19 protein-coding genes are annotated in these 14,182 nt (G+C 58.8%); 4 read left to right on the forward strand and 15 right to left on the reverse strand.

Going from position 1 to position 14,182, the window contains the following annotated elements; all coding sequences use genetic code 11:
- Positions 1 to 134 precede the first annotated feature (134 nt).
- The gene (locus ACR0DS_RS12090) at positions 135 to 749 is read left to right on the forward strand and encodes a PIN domain-containing protein (RefSeq protein WP_480507322.1); all 615 of its coding nucleotides are present in this window, start codon (positions 135 to 137) and stop codon (positions 747 to 749) included.
- A gap of 73 nt (positions 750 to 822) precedes the next feature.
- Here ACR0DS_RS12090 and ACR0DS_RS12095 read toward each other — a convergent pair whose 3' ends face one another.
- Positions 823 to 1,632 carry a division plane positioning ATPase MipZ gene (locus tag ACR0DS_RS12095; RefSeq protein WP_480559621.1) on the reverse strand — a complete coding sequence of 270 codons (810 nt, stop codon included), beginning with the start codon at positions 1,630 to 1,632 and terminating at the stop codon, positions 823 to 825.
- A 486-nt stretch (positions 1,633 to 2,118) separates the two neighbouring features.
- On the opposite strand from ACR0DS_RS12095, the gene ACR0DS_RS12100 reads away from it, so the two are divergent.
- Positions 2,119 to 3,729: an MFS transporter gene (locus ACR0DS_RS12100; protein ID WP_480559623.1), complete on the forward strand. Its 1,611-nt coding sequence runs from the start codon at positions 2,119 to 2,121 to the stop codon at positions 3,727 to 3,729.
- 54 nt (positions 3,730 to 3,783) lie between these two features.
- Here ACR0DS_RS12100 and rpmE read toward each other — a convergent pair whose 3' ends face one another.
- On the reverse strand, positions 3,784 to 4,005 hold the full coding sequence (rpmE, locus tag ACR0DS_RS12105; protein ID WP_480473936.1) for a 50S ribosomal protein L31: 222 nt from the start codon (positions 4,003 to 4,005) through the stop codon (positions 3,784 to 3,786).
- 11 nt (positions 4,006 to 4,016) lie between these two features.
- Positions 4,017 to 4,400: a 50S ribosomal protein L19 gene (gene rplS / locus ACR0DS_RS12110; protein WP_480473935.1), complete on the reverse strand. Its 384-nt coding sequence runs from the start codon at positions 4,398 to 4,400 to the stop codon at positions 4,017 to 4,019.
- 379 nt (positions 4,401 to 4,779) lie between these two features.
- Here rplS and ACR0DS_RS12115 point away from each other — a divergent pair, with 379 nt between their 5' ends.
- Positions 4,780 to 5,580 carry a glycoside hydrolase family 25 protein gene (locus ACR0DS_RS12115; RefSeq protein WP_480473934.1) on the forward strand — a complete coding sequence of 267 codons (801 nt, stop codon included), beginning with the start codon at positions 4,780 to 4,782 and terminating at the stop codon, positions 5,578 to 5,580.
- Here ACR0DS_RS12115 and ACR0DS_RS12120 read toward each other — a convergent pair.
- From ACR0DS_RS12120 to ffh, 11 genes are all read right to left on the reverse strand, one after another.
- Entirely contained in the window at positions 5,577 to 6,002 is a 426-nt protein-coding gene (locus tag ACR0DS_RS12120) for a hypothetical protein (protein ID WP_480473933.1), read from the reverse strand. The two genes, ACR0DS_RS12115 and ACR0DS_RS12120, sit on opposite strands and share 4 nt — an antisense overlap.
- A 134-nt stretch (positions 6,003 to 6,136) precedes the next feature.
- Entirely contained in the window at positions 6,137 to 6,946 is an 810-nt protein-coding gene (trmD, locus tag ACR0DS_RS12125; RefSeq protein ID WP_480559625.1) for a tRNA (guanosine(37)-N1)-methyltransferase TrmD, read from the reverse strand.
- Entirely contained in the window at positions 6,943 to 7,758 is an 816-nt protein-coding gene (locus ACR0DS_RS12130; RefSeq protein ID WP_480559627.1) for a hypothetical protein, read from the reverse strand. The genes trmD and ACR0DS_RS12130 overlap by 4 nt, the downstream gene beginning before the upstream one ends.
- The gene (gene rimM / locus ACR0DS_RS12135; RefSeq protein WP_267365325.1) at positions 7,758 to 8,261 is read right to left on the reverse strand and encodes a ribosome maturation factor RimM; all 504 of its coding nucleotides are present in this window, start codon (positions 8,259 to 8,261) and stop codon (positions 7,758 to 7,760) included. The genes ACR0DS_RS12130 and rimM overlap by 1 nt, the downstream gene beginning before the upstream one ends.
- Entirely contained in the window at positions 8,254 to 8,403 is a 150-nt protein-coding gene (locus ACR0DS_RS12140) for a hypothetical protein (RefSeq protein ID WP_209506115.1), read from the reverse strand. The genes rimM and ACR0DS_RS12140 overlap by 8 nt, the downstream gene beginning before the upstream one ends.
- 6 nt (positions 8,404 to 8,409) lie before the next feature.
- Entirely contained in the window at positions 8,410 to 9,045 is a 636-nt protein-coding gene (gene bluB / locus ACR0DS_RS12145; RefSeq protein WP_480494701.1) for a 5,6-dimethylbenzimidazole synthase, read from the reverse strand.
- 12 nt (positions 9,046 to 9,057) lie between these two features.
- On the reverse strand, positions 9,058 to 9,447 hold the full coding sequence (gene rpsP / locus ACR0DS_RS12150) for a 30S ribosomal protein S16 (protein ID WP_209506119.1): 390 nt from the start codon (positions 9,445 to 9,447) through the stop codon (positions 9,058 to 9,060).
- A gap of 122 nt (positions 9,448 to 9,569) precedes the next feature.
- Positions 9,570 to 9,866 carry a chorismate mutase gene (locus ACR0DS_RS12155; protein ID WP_209506121.1) on the reverse strand — a complete coding sequence of 99 codons (297 nt, stop codon included), beginning with the start codon at positions 9,864 to 9,866 and terminating at the stop codon, positions 9,570 to 9,572.
- Positions 9,863 to 10,405, reverse strand: a complete 543-nt coding sequence (locus ACR0DS_RS12160) for a GNAT family N-acetyltransferase (RefSeq protein ID WP_480559629.1) — start codon at positions 10,403 to 10,405, stop codon at positions 9,863 to 9,865. The genes ACR0DS_RS12155 and ACR0DS_RS12160 overlap by 4 nt, the downstream gene beginning before the upstream one ends.
- Positions 10,402 to 10,956: a GNAT family N-acetyltransferase gene (locus ACR0DS_RS12165; RefSeq protein ID WP_480559631.1), complete on the reverse strand. Its 555-nt coding sequence runs from the start codon at positions 10,954 to 10,956 to the stop codon at positions 10,402 to 10,404. The genes ACR0DS_RS12160 and ACR0DS_RS12165 overlap by 4 nt, the downstream gene beginning before the upstream one ends.
- Positions 10,956 to 12,464: a signal recognition particle protein gene (gene ffh, locus ACR0DS_RS12170; RefSeq protein ID WP_209506127.1), complete on the reverse strand. Its 1,509-nt coding sequence runs from the start codon at positions 12,462 to 12,464 to the stop codon at positions 10,956 to 10,958. Before ffh ends, ACR0DS_RS12165 begins: the two co-directional genes overlap by 1 nt.
- A gap of 258 nt (positions 12,465 to 12,722) precedes the next feature.
- Between ffh and ACR0DS_RS12175 the strand changes: the two genes are divergently transcribed.
- Positions 12,723 to 13,610: a sulfotransferase domain-containing protein gene (locus ACR0DS_RS12175; protein WP_480559633.1), complete on the forward strand. Its 888-nt coding sequence runs from the start codon at positions 12,723 to 12,725 to the stop codon at positions 13,608 to 13,610.
- 3 nt (positions 13,611 to 13,613) lie between these two features.
- On the opposite strand, the gene ACR0DS_RS12180 is transcribed toward ACR0DS_RS12175, so the two are convergent.
- A complete protein-coding gene (locus ACR0DS_RS12180; RefSeq protein WP_480559635.1) occupies positions 13,614 to 14,129 on the reverse strand; it encodes a hypothetical protein in 516 nt (171 codons plus the stop codon).
- Positions 14,130 to 14,182: the final 53 nt, after the last annotated feature.

Here is a 14,182-nt window from a genome sequence, read left to right on the forward strand (position 1 = left end):
CGAGAATGGTGAGGATTTGAACGAATAACTGGTTTGAGGCCATTGCCGACAATGCGGTTTTAAGCAGGGTAATCAGGGAAACCTTCATATTGACCTGATCCGGCGTCCTGTATTTGCATTGAGCTCGAATTGGAGTGCGGCCTTTGAAAAACAACTACATACTAATCGACTTTGAAAATGTTCAACCCAAGAACCTCGAACTCCTTCGGGGACATGTTTGCACCTTGATTGTTTTCGTAGGAGCCAATCAAAAAAGCATACCTTATGACTTTGCACAAGCACTGCAAAGCTTGGGAGAAAATGCTGTTTATCAGAAGATAGCAGGGAATGGCTCGAACGCCTTGGACTTTCATATTGCGTTCTACTTAGGAGAACTCTCTGCTAAAGACGCCAATGCGTACTTCCATGTTATTTCTCGTGACAAAGGCTTCGACCCATTGATTGCACATCTGCGACAAAGGAAGCTCCCCGCTTTCCGTCATGCAGACCTATCCGAGATTCCATTCGTCAAAATCTCGAATGCAAGCTCGCTGGATCAAAAAATTGATGCGATTGTTGACAGCTTGAAGTCTAGAGGAACTTCGCGTCCTAGGAAGATCAAAACCCTTAAGGGAACGATGAACGCCCTTTTTTTAAAGACCTTGGAGCAGGAAGAGCTGGAAAGGCTGGTTGATGAGTTGAAAAGACGTGGTCACGTAGTCTTTTCGGACCAATCAGTCAGTTATGGCCCCGACATTACCCAGCACTGACTGGCTTAGGGGCTGAGAGTTTCGCGTTTTGAATTGCCCGTTTTCCCCTCAGACCTGCCTCCAATACAACTGATCAGAAATCGACTTCGACACCCGGCAGCTTCAGCTCTCGCATCATGTCGCGCAGTTCCTGCCGTGCTGCGATGTTCGAGATGTTCAGCTGTTTGACGCCAATATCCTTGAGGTCCAGCAGGGTCAGGCCGCGGGGAAACAGTTCGCGAAAGATCACCCGTTCGGAAAAGCCCGAAGCGACGCGGAAGCCGATGCGCTGCGACAGCATTTCGATCGCGCGCTGCATCTTTTCCTTGTTGACCATGCGCTGGGTACCGACGCGGTTGCGCACAACGACCCAGTCGATGGGCTTCAGCCCGGCCTGCGCCCGCAATTGGCGGGCGTTCCAGACCATCTCGGAATAGACGGACGGGCCAAGGATTTTCTCACCCTTTGAATCAATCCGCGCCAGCAGGTCAAAATCGATGAAACTGTCGTTCAAAGGGGTGATCAGCGTGTCGGCCAGCGAATGGGCCACCTGGCTCAGGCGTGTATGGGAGCCGGGGCAGTCGATCAGGATAAAGTCGCTGTCGCTTTCCAGTTGCGACACGGCAGCAGACAGGCGGTGGTCGTAGATATTCTCGCCCGGCTTCAGCGTGCTGGCATCGATCTCGGGCAGGTCGTGATGGCGTGGGCCGGGCAGCGTCAGGTCCGCGCTTTTCAGAAAGTTGTTCCGGTTCTCGAAATACCGTCCAAGGCTGCGCTGCCGCAGGTCCAGATCCAGCGTGCTGACCTTGTGCCCCAGTCGGGCCAGTGCGGTTGCCACATGCATCGACACGGTCGATTTTCCAGCGCCGCCTTTTTCGTTACCGACCACAATGATATGTGCCATGCTTGTATTCCCAAGTCTTGCCGTGTTTGACTACACGTTGTTGGCACCCACTATATGTTGTGTCGCCTACGATGAAAAGAACCTCAAGCGGCGCTTTTGGGCATTATCGGACTCTATTTTGGAAAACACAGCGCAGTGCGCGGGTTACGGGAAGGCACCAGTCTGGTGATCTGCCTTGATCGGCTATCCGATCACGGTCTTGGCAGCGATATCGCCGTGTCGGCGCCTAGTCCCAAACATCTTGAACAACCGCTGCCTGCAACGATCCGCACTGGAATCAATCGCGCCGTTTGCCTGATTCACACATGTACAGATCGCCCTCCCAAAGGGTCCTTTCGCGGTGACGCCGCTTGGTCCGGATCGTGAAAACTATGCGGGGGGCGGAAAATTTGGTTAAATACCAAACAGATTTACACCGAATAACCTTGCAGGCTTTGCACGGGTCCTCTTCGGTTCATCTTCAAAGCAGGTGAAAGGGGCATAGGCATGCCGGACACTGCTGCGGAAAGTTCAGGCGGTTCACGCGTTGTTCTTGCAATGACGGCCATTTGCATGATGGTCGTTGGCTTCAACACAACCGCTGTTGCGACCATCCTTCCATATCTGAAGGCCGAGTTCGACCTGACACCTTCGGGCCTGCAATGGGTGATGGCGATCTACACAGTGGCCAGCGCGACCCTTGTGACGATTGAAAGTCGGCTTGGGGACATCACGGGCAAGATGGGTGTCTTTTTCTTTGGCATGATCGTGTTTGCCTGCGGCTCTGCTTCTGTGTTGTTTTCACAGAACGCGGCGATGCTGCTGATTGGGCGTGGCGCGCAGGGGGCGGGGGCTGCGGCCCTGTTCGGCACCTCATTGTCCCTGCTGACCGCCGCAACGCCCGAGGAAGAACGGGCCAGCGTGACCGGTGTTTGGGGCGCAATCGTGGGCCTTGCGATAGGCGTCGGGCCCATAGTCGGAGGAAGTTTTGCCAACTTCCTGAGCTGGCGCGGGGTATTCGCCACGGACCTTGTATTGCTTGCCATTGCGTTTGTGATCGGCCTGCAGGTCAGCAGGAAAAACTATGTCCCGGATACGCGCCTTCAGGGTGCGAAATTCGATACCGCAGGGGCGATAGCCATTGTCTTGCTTCTGGGTCCATTGTCATTCGCACTCAGCAACGGTGAAGCACGCGGATGGGACAATGCCCTGACCATTGTTCCTTTGGGGGTCGCCGCTTTGGCGGCTGTCGGTCTGGTTTATACCTCGCGGCGCAGCGACGATCCGCTGGTCGAGTTCCGATATTTCCGGCACCCGCGCTACCTTATGGCGGCAACGGGGATGTTCTTTGTGGGATTTGCGTTGTTTTGTTTCTTTATCTATTTCAACGTGTTCGTCCAATCCCCGGACGCGTTCGGCTATTCACCGGTTGAGGCGGGCGTCGCGATACTGCCGCTGAGCTTGAGCATGTTTGTCATTTCCGTCACCGCTCCGCGCCTGCTTGCGCCATACAGTTTTCAATGGCCGGTGAGCGCTGCAATGGGGCTGATGGCCTGCGGCTTCCTGCTTTTGACAACAACCTCGAACATCGACAGCTATGCTGAAATCTGGTGGAAGCTGATCATTGTGGGGGTTGGCATCGGCATTTGTTTTTCGTTGCTGCCCCGTCTCGGGCTTCGGTTGCTGCCCGACGAACATGTCGGACAGGGGGCCGGGGTGATCAACACATTCCTGTATTTCGGGGCCACGATGGGATCGGTTGTCGGCGGTCTGGCCGCGTCCCTGACCATCCGCTCCGGCCTGTCCGAAGTCATCGCGGCGCTGCCCGACGGGTCGGCACAGCGCGGCGACCTTGCGCGCGCCCTGACGCATGGCACGGCAACACAGGTGGAACAGCTGATTGCCGGGCTTGACCCGTCAACTGGTTCAGCGCTGGCCGGGGCGCTGCGTGATCTGCGGGATAATGCCTTTGATGCGGCGATGCTCATGGCTGCTATCGCGGCCTGTATCGGGCTGGTGATCGCGCTGCTGTTGCTGCGCGGTCCGGTTCCGCCATTGCACGACGCGGCTGAACTTACAAAACCAAAGGATCAGAAACCGGGGAAAGCAGGGGCCTGAAACGAAAGAAGGCCGCCCGCTGGCGACCTTCCTTTGAAAGACTGTGGCAAAGGTTTAGAAACCCAGGCCTTCGTATTTCTTCTTGAACTTCGACACGCGGCCGCCAGCGTCCAACAGGCGCGACGAACCACCGGTCCATGCAGGATGTACCGAAGGGTCGATTTCCAGTGCCAGCTGGTCGCCTTCGCTGCCCCAGGTGGATTTCATCTGAACGATGGTGCCATCGGTCATCTTGACGTCGATGACGTGATAATCGGGATGGATGTCTTTTTTCATCTTTCCGCTCCTTACGCTTCGGCGCCAGCTTTGGGCTTGTAGTTGGAAACCTCTGCGATACGCGCGGATTTACCGCGACGGGTGCGCAGATAGTACAGTTTGGCGCGACGAACGCGGCCGCGGCGGACAACGGTGATGCTGTCGATATTGGTCGAATACAGCGGGAACACACGCTCCACGCCTTCGCCAAACGAAATCTTGCGAACGGTGAACGAACCGGCAATGCCGCTGCCGTTGTTGCGCGCGATGCAGACGCCTTCGTAGTTCTGCACACGGGTGCGCGACCCTTCGGTCACCTTATAGCCGACACGGATAGTGTCACCGGCTTTGAAATCAGGGATGTCTTTCCCCAGGGCGGCAATCTGTTCCGCCTCAAGCTGTGCGATCAGGTCCATCGCAGTTTCTCCTATCTGCTCGTGGTTGGTCCACGAAGTTGGGCACGGCCTGAGAGCTCTTGGTCTTCACCGGGTCCTGCGTACAGCCCGCCAGAGGTCAGATCGAATGTTCCTTTGGTCTGGCCTGACCCGGCGCATCCCTGCCGAAGAAAACGGGACGTCACGCCATGGTGCAAACCAAAACACCGGAGTCGCAGAACGCGGCACCGGATTGCGGTCGTTTAAGGGTATTGCAGGCAGGGATCAAGGGAAAAACGCCCTGTCTTGCCGAACGGGCCGGTAGGAATCCGCCAGCCTGAAACTAAGGCGTTGCCAAGCGGCCCAGATCAGGCATTCTGAGGCAAATAATATGAGCAGATATTTCAGACAGGACCCTATGATGCGATTGGCATTCATGCTGGCCATAACGGCCGTTGCGCTGATGTCTTGCGGTCGAGGCGGCCCGAAACCTCAGGCCGTCGAACCCGTTCCGGGCGTGGACAGGACAGCACCACTTGTGATCTACCCCGATTTTGGCGACGCGGATCCCCATGACTGGGAAGGGAGCCACCCCGGACAATACCCGATCCATGGCCTTGACGTGTCACGCTGGCAGGGGCCGATTGACTGGCGCACGGCCCGGGCATCAGGTGTCAGCTTTGTGTTTCTGAAAGCCACTGAAGGCGGTGACGTGGCAGATCCCCTGTTCGACGATCACCGCCGCGGCGCGCAGTCGGCCGGTGTGCCTTGGGGCGCCTATCACTATTATTATTTCTGCCGCTCGGCCCGGGAACAGGCCCGCTGGTTCATCCAGAACGTGCCCAAAGGGGCAGACCTGCCGCATGTGCTGGATATGGAATGGACGCCGCATTCCAAGACCTGCACGCTGCGCCCCGATGGCAGAACCGTCCGGGCCGAGGCGCAGCATTTTCTGGACATTCTCGAACGACATTATGGCCGCCGCCCGATCGTCTATACCACGGTGGATTTCTATGAAGACACCGATATCGGGCGCCTGCCCAAGACCGAGTTCTGGCTGAGATCGGTCGCAGGCCACCCACGCACTGTCTATCCCCGCGCGGTCTGGCGATTCTGGCAATATACCGGCACTGGTCTGGTGCCGGGCGTTCAGGGCCGAGTGGACATCAACACTTTCAATGGCACGCCAGACGTCTGGGCCAGATGGAAGGCCGGGGGTTAGGTCTTTGGTGCGCCGTAGGTTTCAATGGTGCCGCCGCTAACCAGATGGTCCAACCGGCGCTCACGCTCTTCCCCAAAGGCGTTGCGCACCCAGAACGATTCACCTGCGCTCAGTTCCCGGCGTTCGAAACCGCGCTCTTGCAGGCAGCGGTCCACCTGATCGATTTCGCCCTGCGTGCGCAGTTCGTCCTGGATCGGGGCGGTAATCGCTGGGCCGATGAGGATACCCCATAAAAGGATATTCGTTGCATATCCCCCGATGACGGCGCTGTTTCCGCCTTCGTCAGCTTCCAGAGAACAGGAATCGACCGCTACCCGCGCCGAATGCAGATTGTGACCGGCTTGCGTTGGAACGGACATCCCCAGTGGTTTGGTCGTACAGGCAGAGGCAACCAGAAAAGCGCCAAGCAATAACTTCTTCATAATGCAATTAGTCTTTCGTTTTAAGGCCCTGAAAACGCAGGGCTTTCAAACGTGCATATTTTGGAAGATGATCAACTGCAAATAGAATTCTGGCAAACACAGAACCTGCGGCATGTCTGCAACAATTCGGTCTGTCACTCAGACGAATCCGACCGGGATTTTGCATAGTCGGCCCAGATATCCGGGCGCCGCTCGCGGGTTATATCCTCAGCCATCTTGTGACGCCATTCGGCGATGCGGCCGTGGTGGCCCGACATCAGAACCTCGGGTATCGGGCGGCCTTTCCAATCTGCCGGGCGGGTGTATTGCGGATGTTCCAGCAGGCCCGAGGAAAAGCTTTCCTCTTCGGTCGAGGCCTGATTGCCCAGAACGCCGGGGATCAGGCGCACCGTGGCATCGATCAGGGCCTGCGCCGCAATCTCACCGCCGGTCATCACGAAATCCCCCAACGAGACCTCCTGCACACCGTAATGCTCCAGCACGCGCTCATCCACGCCTTCGAACCGGCCACACAACAGGGTCATGCCATCGCAGCGCGCAAGGGTCTGCATCATGCGCTGGTCCATGCGCCGCCCGCGCGGGCTGAGGTAAATCAGTGGCCAGTTGCCCTGAATGCCCGCCATGGTGTGCTCGATGGCTTCGCCCAACACATCGGGCCGCAAAACCATACCCGCGCCGCCCCCGGCAGGCGTGTCATCCACGTTGCGATGCCTGCCGACACCGAACTGCCGCAAGTCCACGGTTTCCAGCTGCCACAACCCCTCTTGCAGGGCCTTGCCGGTCAGGCTTTCCCCCAGAACGCCCGGAAAGGCAGTTGGAAATAGGGTGATAACCTTGGCTTTCCAGACGCCGTGCAGGTCCGGGGTGGGTGTCATCAGCTCACGCGGTTTCAGCGTGGCCCGGATCGCCTTGCGACCATGGGATTTGCCGGGTTTGTCAGTCATTTCTGGCGGGCCAGTTCATGTTGGGCGGTTCGAATCAGGGCCTTTTTCTGAGTGATCAATGCCGCTTCGTCCAGCGATGATCGGTTCAGGGCCAGCATTTCCCTCAGAACGTCGTCGGACAGCTGAGGGCTTTCATGCACGGGCTTCACAAGCTGCGCAGATTTCCCGGGTGGCAGGGCGAGAAATTCGGCAAATGGTGCGCCCAATCCAAGGTGGTGGCCTTTCAGCGCTTCCATCCACGCGGTCCGTACCGTGACAGATAGCAACCGGTCCCTGATCCGGTCTGCCGTGTCCTGTGGCGATGGCAGATGCGCAAGATCGGCGCAAAATCCGTCCAGGTCCTGAACCATGCGCGACAGTTGCAGATCATGCGCCCAAAGGCTGCGCAACCACGTATCGCGATTGCGCAACGACAGGTAGACGGTGATGTCGGTTTCGTCGCCCATCAGACGGCGGCGCAGCACGCTGACCACCGTTTCCGCCAGTTCGGGTGCCGCCCCGTATCCTTCGCTTTTGTTCCTGCTGGGGCGCAGGCCCAGAAAATTCTCTTCGCTCAGGATCAATCCCCGGCGTGCTCCGAAATCCAGACCGTCGAAAAAACTGTGCAACTGACCGCCAAAACCCGCCAGCGTGTCATCCAGTCGATAGATCGAATGGCGCGTGGCCGCTTCGTTCAACCCGGCCTTGCGGGTCTTATACGGAAGAACCAGAGCGAAATGCGGCCAGATCAGCTCGCGGTTTTCGTGCAGAAAGGACTGTGCTGCCGTCATGCCGGTCTTGTGAAAACCCAGATGCAGCAGAACACGTCGCATCAGATCAGGCCTTCGGGCGGGTCGGCCACGATGCGGCCCTGTTCCAGATCGACGGTTGGCACCACCTGCATCGTGAACGGCAGCAGAACCGTCGCCTTCAGGCCCGGCCCGTGTAGTTCCAGCAGGTCCGTGGCCCCGTGGTTCTGCACGGATTTGACCTTGCCGAGAAGGGTGCCGCCGGTGTCATAGACCTCAAGCCCAATCAGGTCTGTGTGGTAGAACTCGTCATCGGGTAACGAGGGCAACTGATCGCGCCGCGCAAACAGGCGCAAACCGTTCAGGGCATCCGCCTGTTCCTTGGTTTCGACGCCGCCAAGACGGGCGGCAAAACCGTTCTTGATCGTACGCGTCAGAACCACCGGATAACGTTCCTTGCCGGTTTCATCCGTCAGTGGCGAATACGTCTCGATATCTTCGGGAACGGCGCAGAAGCTTTTCAGGCGCACTTCACCACGTACACCATAAGACCCCGCGACGCTGCCGACGCAGATCAGATCATTCATTGGCAGCCCCCGTCGTCAAACAGATCCCGTTTCTCCATTCGCCTAGCCCTTCGCAGGCTTCGCGCTGATTGTTGCGCTCAAAGAACACGCCCACAATAAAGGCGATCAGCAGCAGAATGGGAAGGCGTATCAATCCGAACATGCGGCCCTACCTTGTTTCGATCTTCAGGCTGTCGGCCCGGTTTTCCCAGCCAACCTGCTCAAGTTCGGGGGTGTCGGACACCTGTTCTGGCCACCCGACGCAAAAATACCCGATCAGACGCCAGTTGTCCGGCACATCCAGATCGCGCGCCATCTGCTCGGGGTCCAGAATGGATACCCAGCCCAGCCCCAGCCCCTCGGCCCGTAGGGCCAGCCAGAACAGGGTGATCGCAGAGACCACGGAATAACGCCGCATCTCGGGCATCGAGCCCGCGCCAAGACCCATCCCCTTGTCGGTGCTGTCGTCGCAGAAGACGGCCAGTTGCACCGGCGCTTCCTGCATTCCCGACAGTTTCAGGCGGCTGTAAAGCTGCGCCCTGTCGCCGGAATATCCCGCCAGGGCGTCATCATTGGCGGTTTGGAAATTCCTTAGCGCCGCAGCCCGGGCCGCCGCGCTTTCGACGCGGATCACGCGCCACGGCTCGCTTAGCCCCACGGAGGGGGCCAGCCGAAACGCGTCGAGGCAGCGCGCAAGCACTGCCTCGTCTACCGCGTCGCCTCGGAACCGTCGCACATCGCGCCGGAGCCGCAACAACAGATCGAACTGCGTGCGAAATGCGTCAGTAAAGGTCTGATCCCGCACGCTTCGGCCTGCTTATTCTTCTGCAGCCGCTTCTTCAGCCGGTGCAGCAGCCGCTTCGGCAGCTTCCGCAGCCTTTGCAGCTTTCTCTTCCGCGCGTTCCTGAGCTTTCTTGCCCGGGGTACCCTTGTTGGGGTTGTTGCGCTCGGCCTTGTCACGGGTGCCGGCAGCTTCCAGCATACGTGCGATACGGTCGGTGGGTTGGGCGCCCTGATCCAGCCAGTGCTGAACGCGTTCCATGTCCATTTTCACACGCTCTTCGCTGTCTTTCGGCAGCAGCGGGTTGTAGGTGCCCAGTTTCTCGATGAAACGGCCGTCGCGCGGCATCCGGCTGTCAGCCGCGACGATGCGGTAAAACGGACGTTTTTTCGAGCCTGCGCGGGCGAGACGAATTTTCATTGCCATGGTGGTATCTCCTTTGAATGGCATCACGCCGAAGGCGTGTATTTGATTGGCCGGTGTCATTTCCGGTTAATTCTGGTGTTTGTTGAACCTCTGGTTCACTTTCAACTTGTTGAACCTCTGGTTCACCCTTGGTGTTTCCTGTGGTGTCGGATGACTTCCTGAATGATGAAATTCAGAAAAGCCTTGGCGAAATCGGGGTCCAGATCGGCCTCTTTCGCCAGGTCTTCAAGCCGTGCGATCTGCGTGGCCTCACGCGAGGGATCGGACGGGGGAAGGTTGTGTTCGGCCTTGAGCTTGCCAACGGCCTGTGTGTGTTTGAACCGCTCGCCCAGCGTATAGACAAGGATCGCGTCCAGCCGGTCGATGCTTTCGCGATGCTCTTTCAGCAATGCAGCCGCGCGTGTCACGGGGTTGTTCATTGGCCGGTCCTTTCGGCTGTCGAAACGTCAATCTTGGGGTGTCGCCACACCTGGCAGGGCTGGCCCAGCAGTTCGGCATTGTCGCGCTCCAGCGTAGCACCCAACCGTTCGGCCAAAGCGCGCGAGCGGTCATTTTCGTGGGCGATATACGAAATCACCCCGTTCAGGCCCTGATGCCGCGCCGCATAGGACCGGGCGGCAAGCGCCGCCTCGTAGGCAAAGCCTTTGCCTTCGAAATCTTCCATCACGGTCCAGCCCAGTTCAGGCTCGTCCCAGCCGGGGGCGTCAATCAGGCCGACGTTGCCTGCGAACCGACCGCTGGATTTCTCGGTCAGGTGCCAAAGGCCAAATCCTTTCAACGCCCAGTGCCCAAGGCGTCTGGCCAACATGCCCCAGCTTTCCAGCGCGTCCCGGGGTCCGCCCACCAAATGGCTGCGCTCGGTTGCAAAGAATGCGGTCAGCGCAGGCAGATCATCCAGATGCGGCGCGCGCAGGATCAGACGTTCGGTTTCAACGGTGGGGATGGTGAACGCGGTCATGCGTAGGCCTCCATCCCGCCATTCACCAGATCGGCAGGCGCGGGGTGCCGCCAAATCTCGGACTTGCCGAATTTGGGGTGGTCATAGTGATACTCGAACTGCGCGCCCAGCCGTTTCGCCACCGCCTTGCTGGCATGATTGTCCAGATCAATCAGCGAGATCGCCGTTTCCCACCCCAGAACATCATACGCATAAGACCGTGCGGCCAGTGCCGCCTCGGTCGCGTAACCCTTGCCGGTGGCATGGTTCATCAGTGTCCAGCCGATCTCGGGTTCGGGCCAGCCTTCGGGGCACCAAAGCCCGATCCGCCCGACATAAGTGCCCGAGGCTTTTTCCTCAGCGCTCCAGAACCCGTAACCGCGCAGGGACCAGTGGCCCAGCAGCGAAGCGATCAGTCGCCAGACCTCATCCCGGCGCAGTGGCCCGCCGACGAATTTTGCCGCATCGCTGGCAAAGAACGCGGTATCGGCGTCCAGATCAGCCTCGGACGGCGCGCGCAGGATCAGGCGCTCGGTTTCAAGCCGGGGGATATGTTGGGCGACGGCGTTCATTACTTCTTCTTGCCAAACCCGCTCAGGCCCTGAGGCAGCCCCATGCCGCCGCCCAGGCCGGGCAGTCCGCCGGGCATTTTGCCGCCCATTGCCTTGGCCGCCTGTTCCAGTGCCTTGGGGTCCATGCCGGCTGCCATGTCTTCGGGGCTGGGGCCGCCTTTGCCGAACATGCCCTTCATGGCCTGTTTCAGCATCTTGCCTTTGCCCATCTTGCCCATCTTCTTCATCATGTCCGACATCTGCCGGTGCATCTTGAGCAGCTTGTTGAGGTCGCTGACCTCCATCCCCGAACCGGCTGCAATCCGTTTCTTGCGGCTGGCTTGTAGCAGCTGCGGGTTGGCGCGCTCGCGTTTGGTCATGGACTGGATCAAGGCGATCTGCTGGCGCAGGATCTTGTCGTCCAGACCCGCCTGATCCATCTGCTTAGCCATTTTACCCATGCCCGGCATCATGCCCATCATGCCCTGCATGCCACCCATCTGGATCATCTGTTCCAGCTGCATCTTCAGGTCGTTCATATTGAACTGACCTTTGACCATGCGCTTCATCATGCGCTCGGTCTGTTCCATCTCCATCGTTTCCTGGGCCTTTTCGACCAGGGCAACGATGTCGCCCATGCCCAGAATACGTCCGGCGATCCGGTCCGGCTCGAAGGTCTCCAGCGCGTCCATCTTCTCGCCCAGACCGACAAAGCGAATGGGCTTGCCAGTCACCGCGCGCATAGACAGCGCCGCACCACCGCGCCCGTCCCCGTCCATCCGGGTCAGGACCACGCCCGAGATACCGACCTTGGCGTCGAATTCTTCGGCCACCTCAACGGCGACCTGACCGGTCAGGCCGTCAACCACCAGCAGGGTTTCGCGCGGGTCAACCGCGTTGCGGACCTGCTCGACCTCGTCCATCAGCACTTCGTCGATATGCAGGCGACCGGCGGTATCCAGCATGTAGACGTCATAGCCGCCCAATGTGGCCTGCTGCTTGGCGCGCTTGGCAATGTCGACGGGTTTCTGGCCCGGTACAATCGGCAGCGTATCAACGCCGACCTGCGCGCCCAGAACCGCCAGCTGGTCCATCGCCGCCGGGCGATAAACGTCGAGCGAGGCCATCAGGACTTTCTTGCCCTCTTTCTCTTTCAGGCGCTTGGCCAGTTTACCGGTGGTGGTGGTCTTACCCGAACCCTGCAAACCGACCATCAGGATCGGGGCGGGCGGGTTGTCGATCTTCAGCTTGCCGGGGTCTTCCTCGCCGCGCAGGGTATCGACCAGCGCGTCATGCACGATCTTGACGACCTGCTGACCGGGGGTGATCGACTTGGTCACCGCCTGACCGGTCGCCTGGTCCTGCACCTTCTTGACGAATTCACGCGCCACCGGCAGCGAGACGTCGGCCTCGAGCAGGGCAACACGGACCTCGCGCAGGGCGGTCTTGACGTCTTCTTCAGACAGGGCACCCTGTTTGGTCAGCCGATCAAAGACGCCGGAAAGGCGTTCGGATAGATTTTCAAACATGCCTTCGGCCTCCTTAGCCGGTTATCTGGTGGCGCGTCCTAGATAGGATGCGTCGGTTAAATGCACAAACGCCCCCACGGGCGAAACTCGCTGGTGGGGGGCGATCCCTGAACGACTCAAGGGACCGGAAGATCAAGACGCTTCCGGATGTTTGGCGGTCATCTACGCCTCTGGGCTCTGCGAGTCAAGGCAAACGCTTTGAGCATCTGGCCACTTGGTGTAGCGTCCAAAGGTCGGGGTCAGTTTTGGAGTTTGGTCATGAGTCAACCATTGCCGCAGCGCACCAGGGATTATGTCGGTGAAGTCACGAATACCGATATCTGGTCCGACTTCATAATCCGTCCCGACGACATCTTTGTCTGCACGCCTCCCAAATGCGGCACAACGTGGACGCAGACGCTGGTACGAATGCTGATCACCAAAACCGCGGATCCAGCCGTGTACAACAACGCGGTCTCACCCTGGCTGGATTGCGGTTTCAGAAATCGTGAGGAGCAGGACAGAATACTTGCCGCACAAACGCACAGACGGTGCATCAAGACCCACACGCCATTGGACGGGATCACCTATTCACCGGATGCGACCTATCTGGTGGTGCATCGTCATCCGGTTGACGTGCATTTCTCGCTGCGCCGTCATGTGGAAAACATGAAAGACGACTGGCTGGACTACCTGTTTCCCGATGATCTTTCCGAAGCCTTCGCGATGTTTCTGGACCGGCCCGCCTCGTCAAAGGGCACCGACGATCTGACGCTGGCCTCATACGTCCACCATTACCGTTCATTCTGCGCGTTCCGGCATCTGCCAAACATTCATTTCCTGCATTACGCGGAACTCAGCCGTGATTTGCCGGGGCAGGCGGCGCGGATCGCAAACATCTTGGGGACCGAGATCGCACCAGAAATGATCGACGATATCGCTGAAGCCGCAAGCTTTGGTTCAATGAAGGAAAACGCCCGGCGCGCTTCGCAGCAGCCCGGTTTCAAAAGCGCGTTTCAGGATTACGCGCAGTTCTTCGCGTCCGGGACCAGCAATAAATGGGAGGGCAAGCTGACCGCCGATGACATGGCCCGGTACGACGCGCGCCTGTCCGAAATGGTGACACCGGCTGACCGAGCCTGGCTGGAGCATGGACAAGTCCTGTAATCGTCAGGCCTGTTCCTTCGCGTCTTCCTGCTGCGCGGGCAGCCATGCATTGACCGCGTCCACCAGTTTATGCGCGCCGCGCCCGTTCGAGTACGCATCGACAATCGGATGACGCCCTTCGCTCATTCCCTTGTCCAGCACAAGAACCGGGCGATACAGCGTCGAACTGCTGCTGTCGCTGCGGAAAGTCGAGCTTTCAACTTCGGCATGGGACAGGCTGGACAGCTGATGCTCGACCGCTTCATAGCCAAAGACAGACTGCCTGCGGATCAGAATGCGGTTCTTTGTGCGGTCCAGAATGACCTGAACCCGCCGCACGAAAACGCAGAACGCCCCGACACCTAGCCCGCCGCCGATTAGTGCAAAGAACAGCCCGAACCAGATATTCTCGCCGCCGTCACTGACCATGACCAGCCCTGCGCCGACAAAGGTCAATATGAAAAAGACCAGCATGATTCCAATGAACCAGGGCGTGTCGGCAAGGATCAGTTGGGTCGGAGTGTTTCGTGTGACTTTCATGGCGGCACGCTAGCACCGTTTTCTGCTCTGCCCCAGCTTGAATTCGCTGCCAT

Source organism: Ruegeria sp. AF5 (assembly GCF_056541905.1).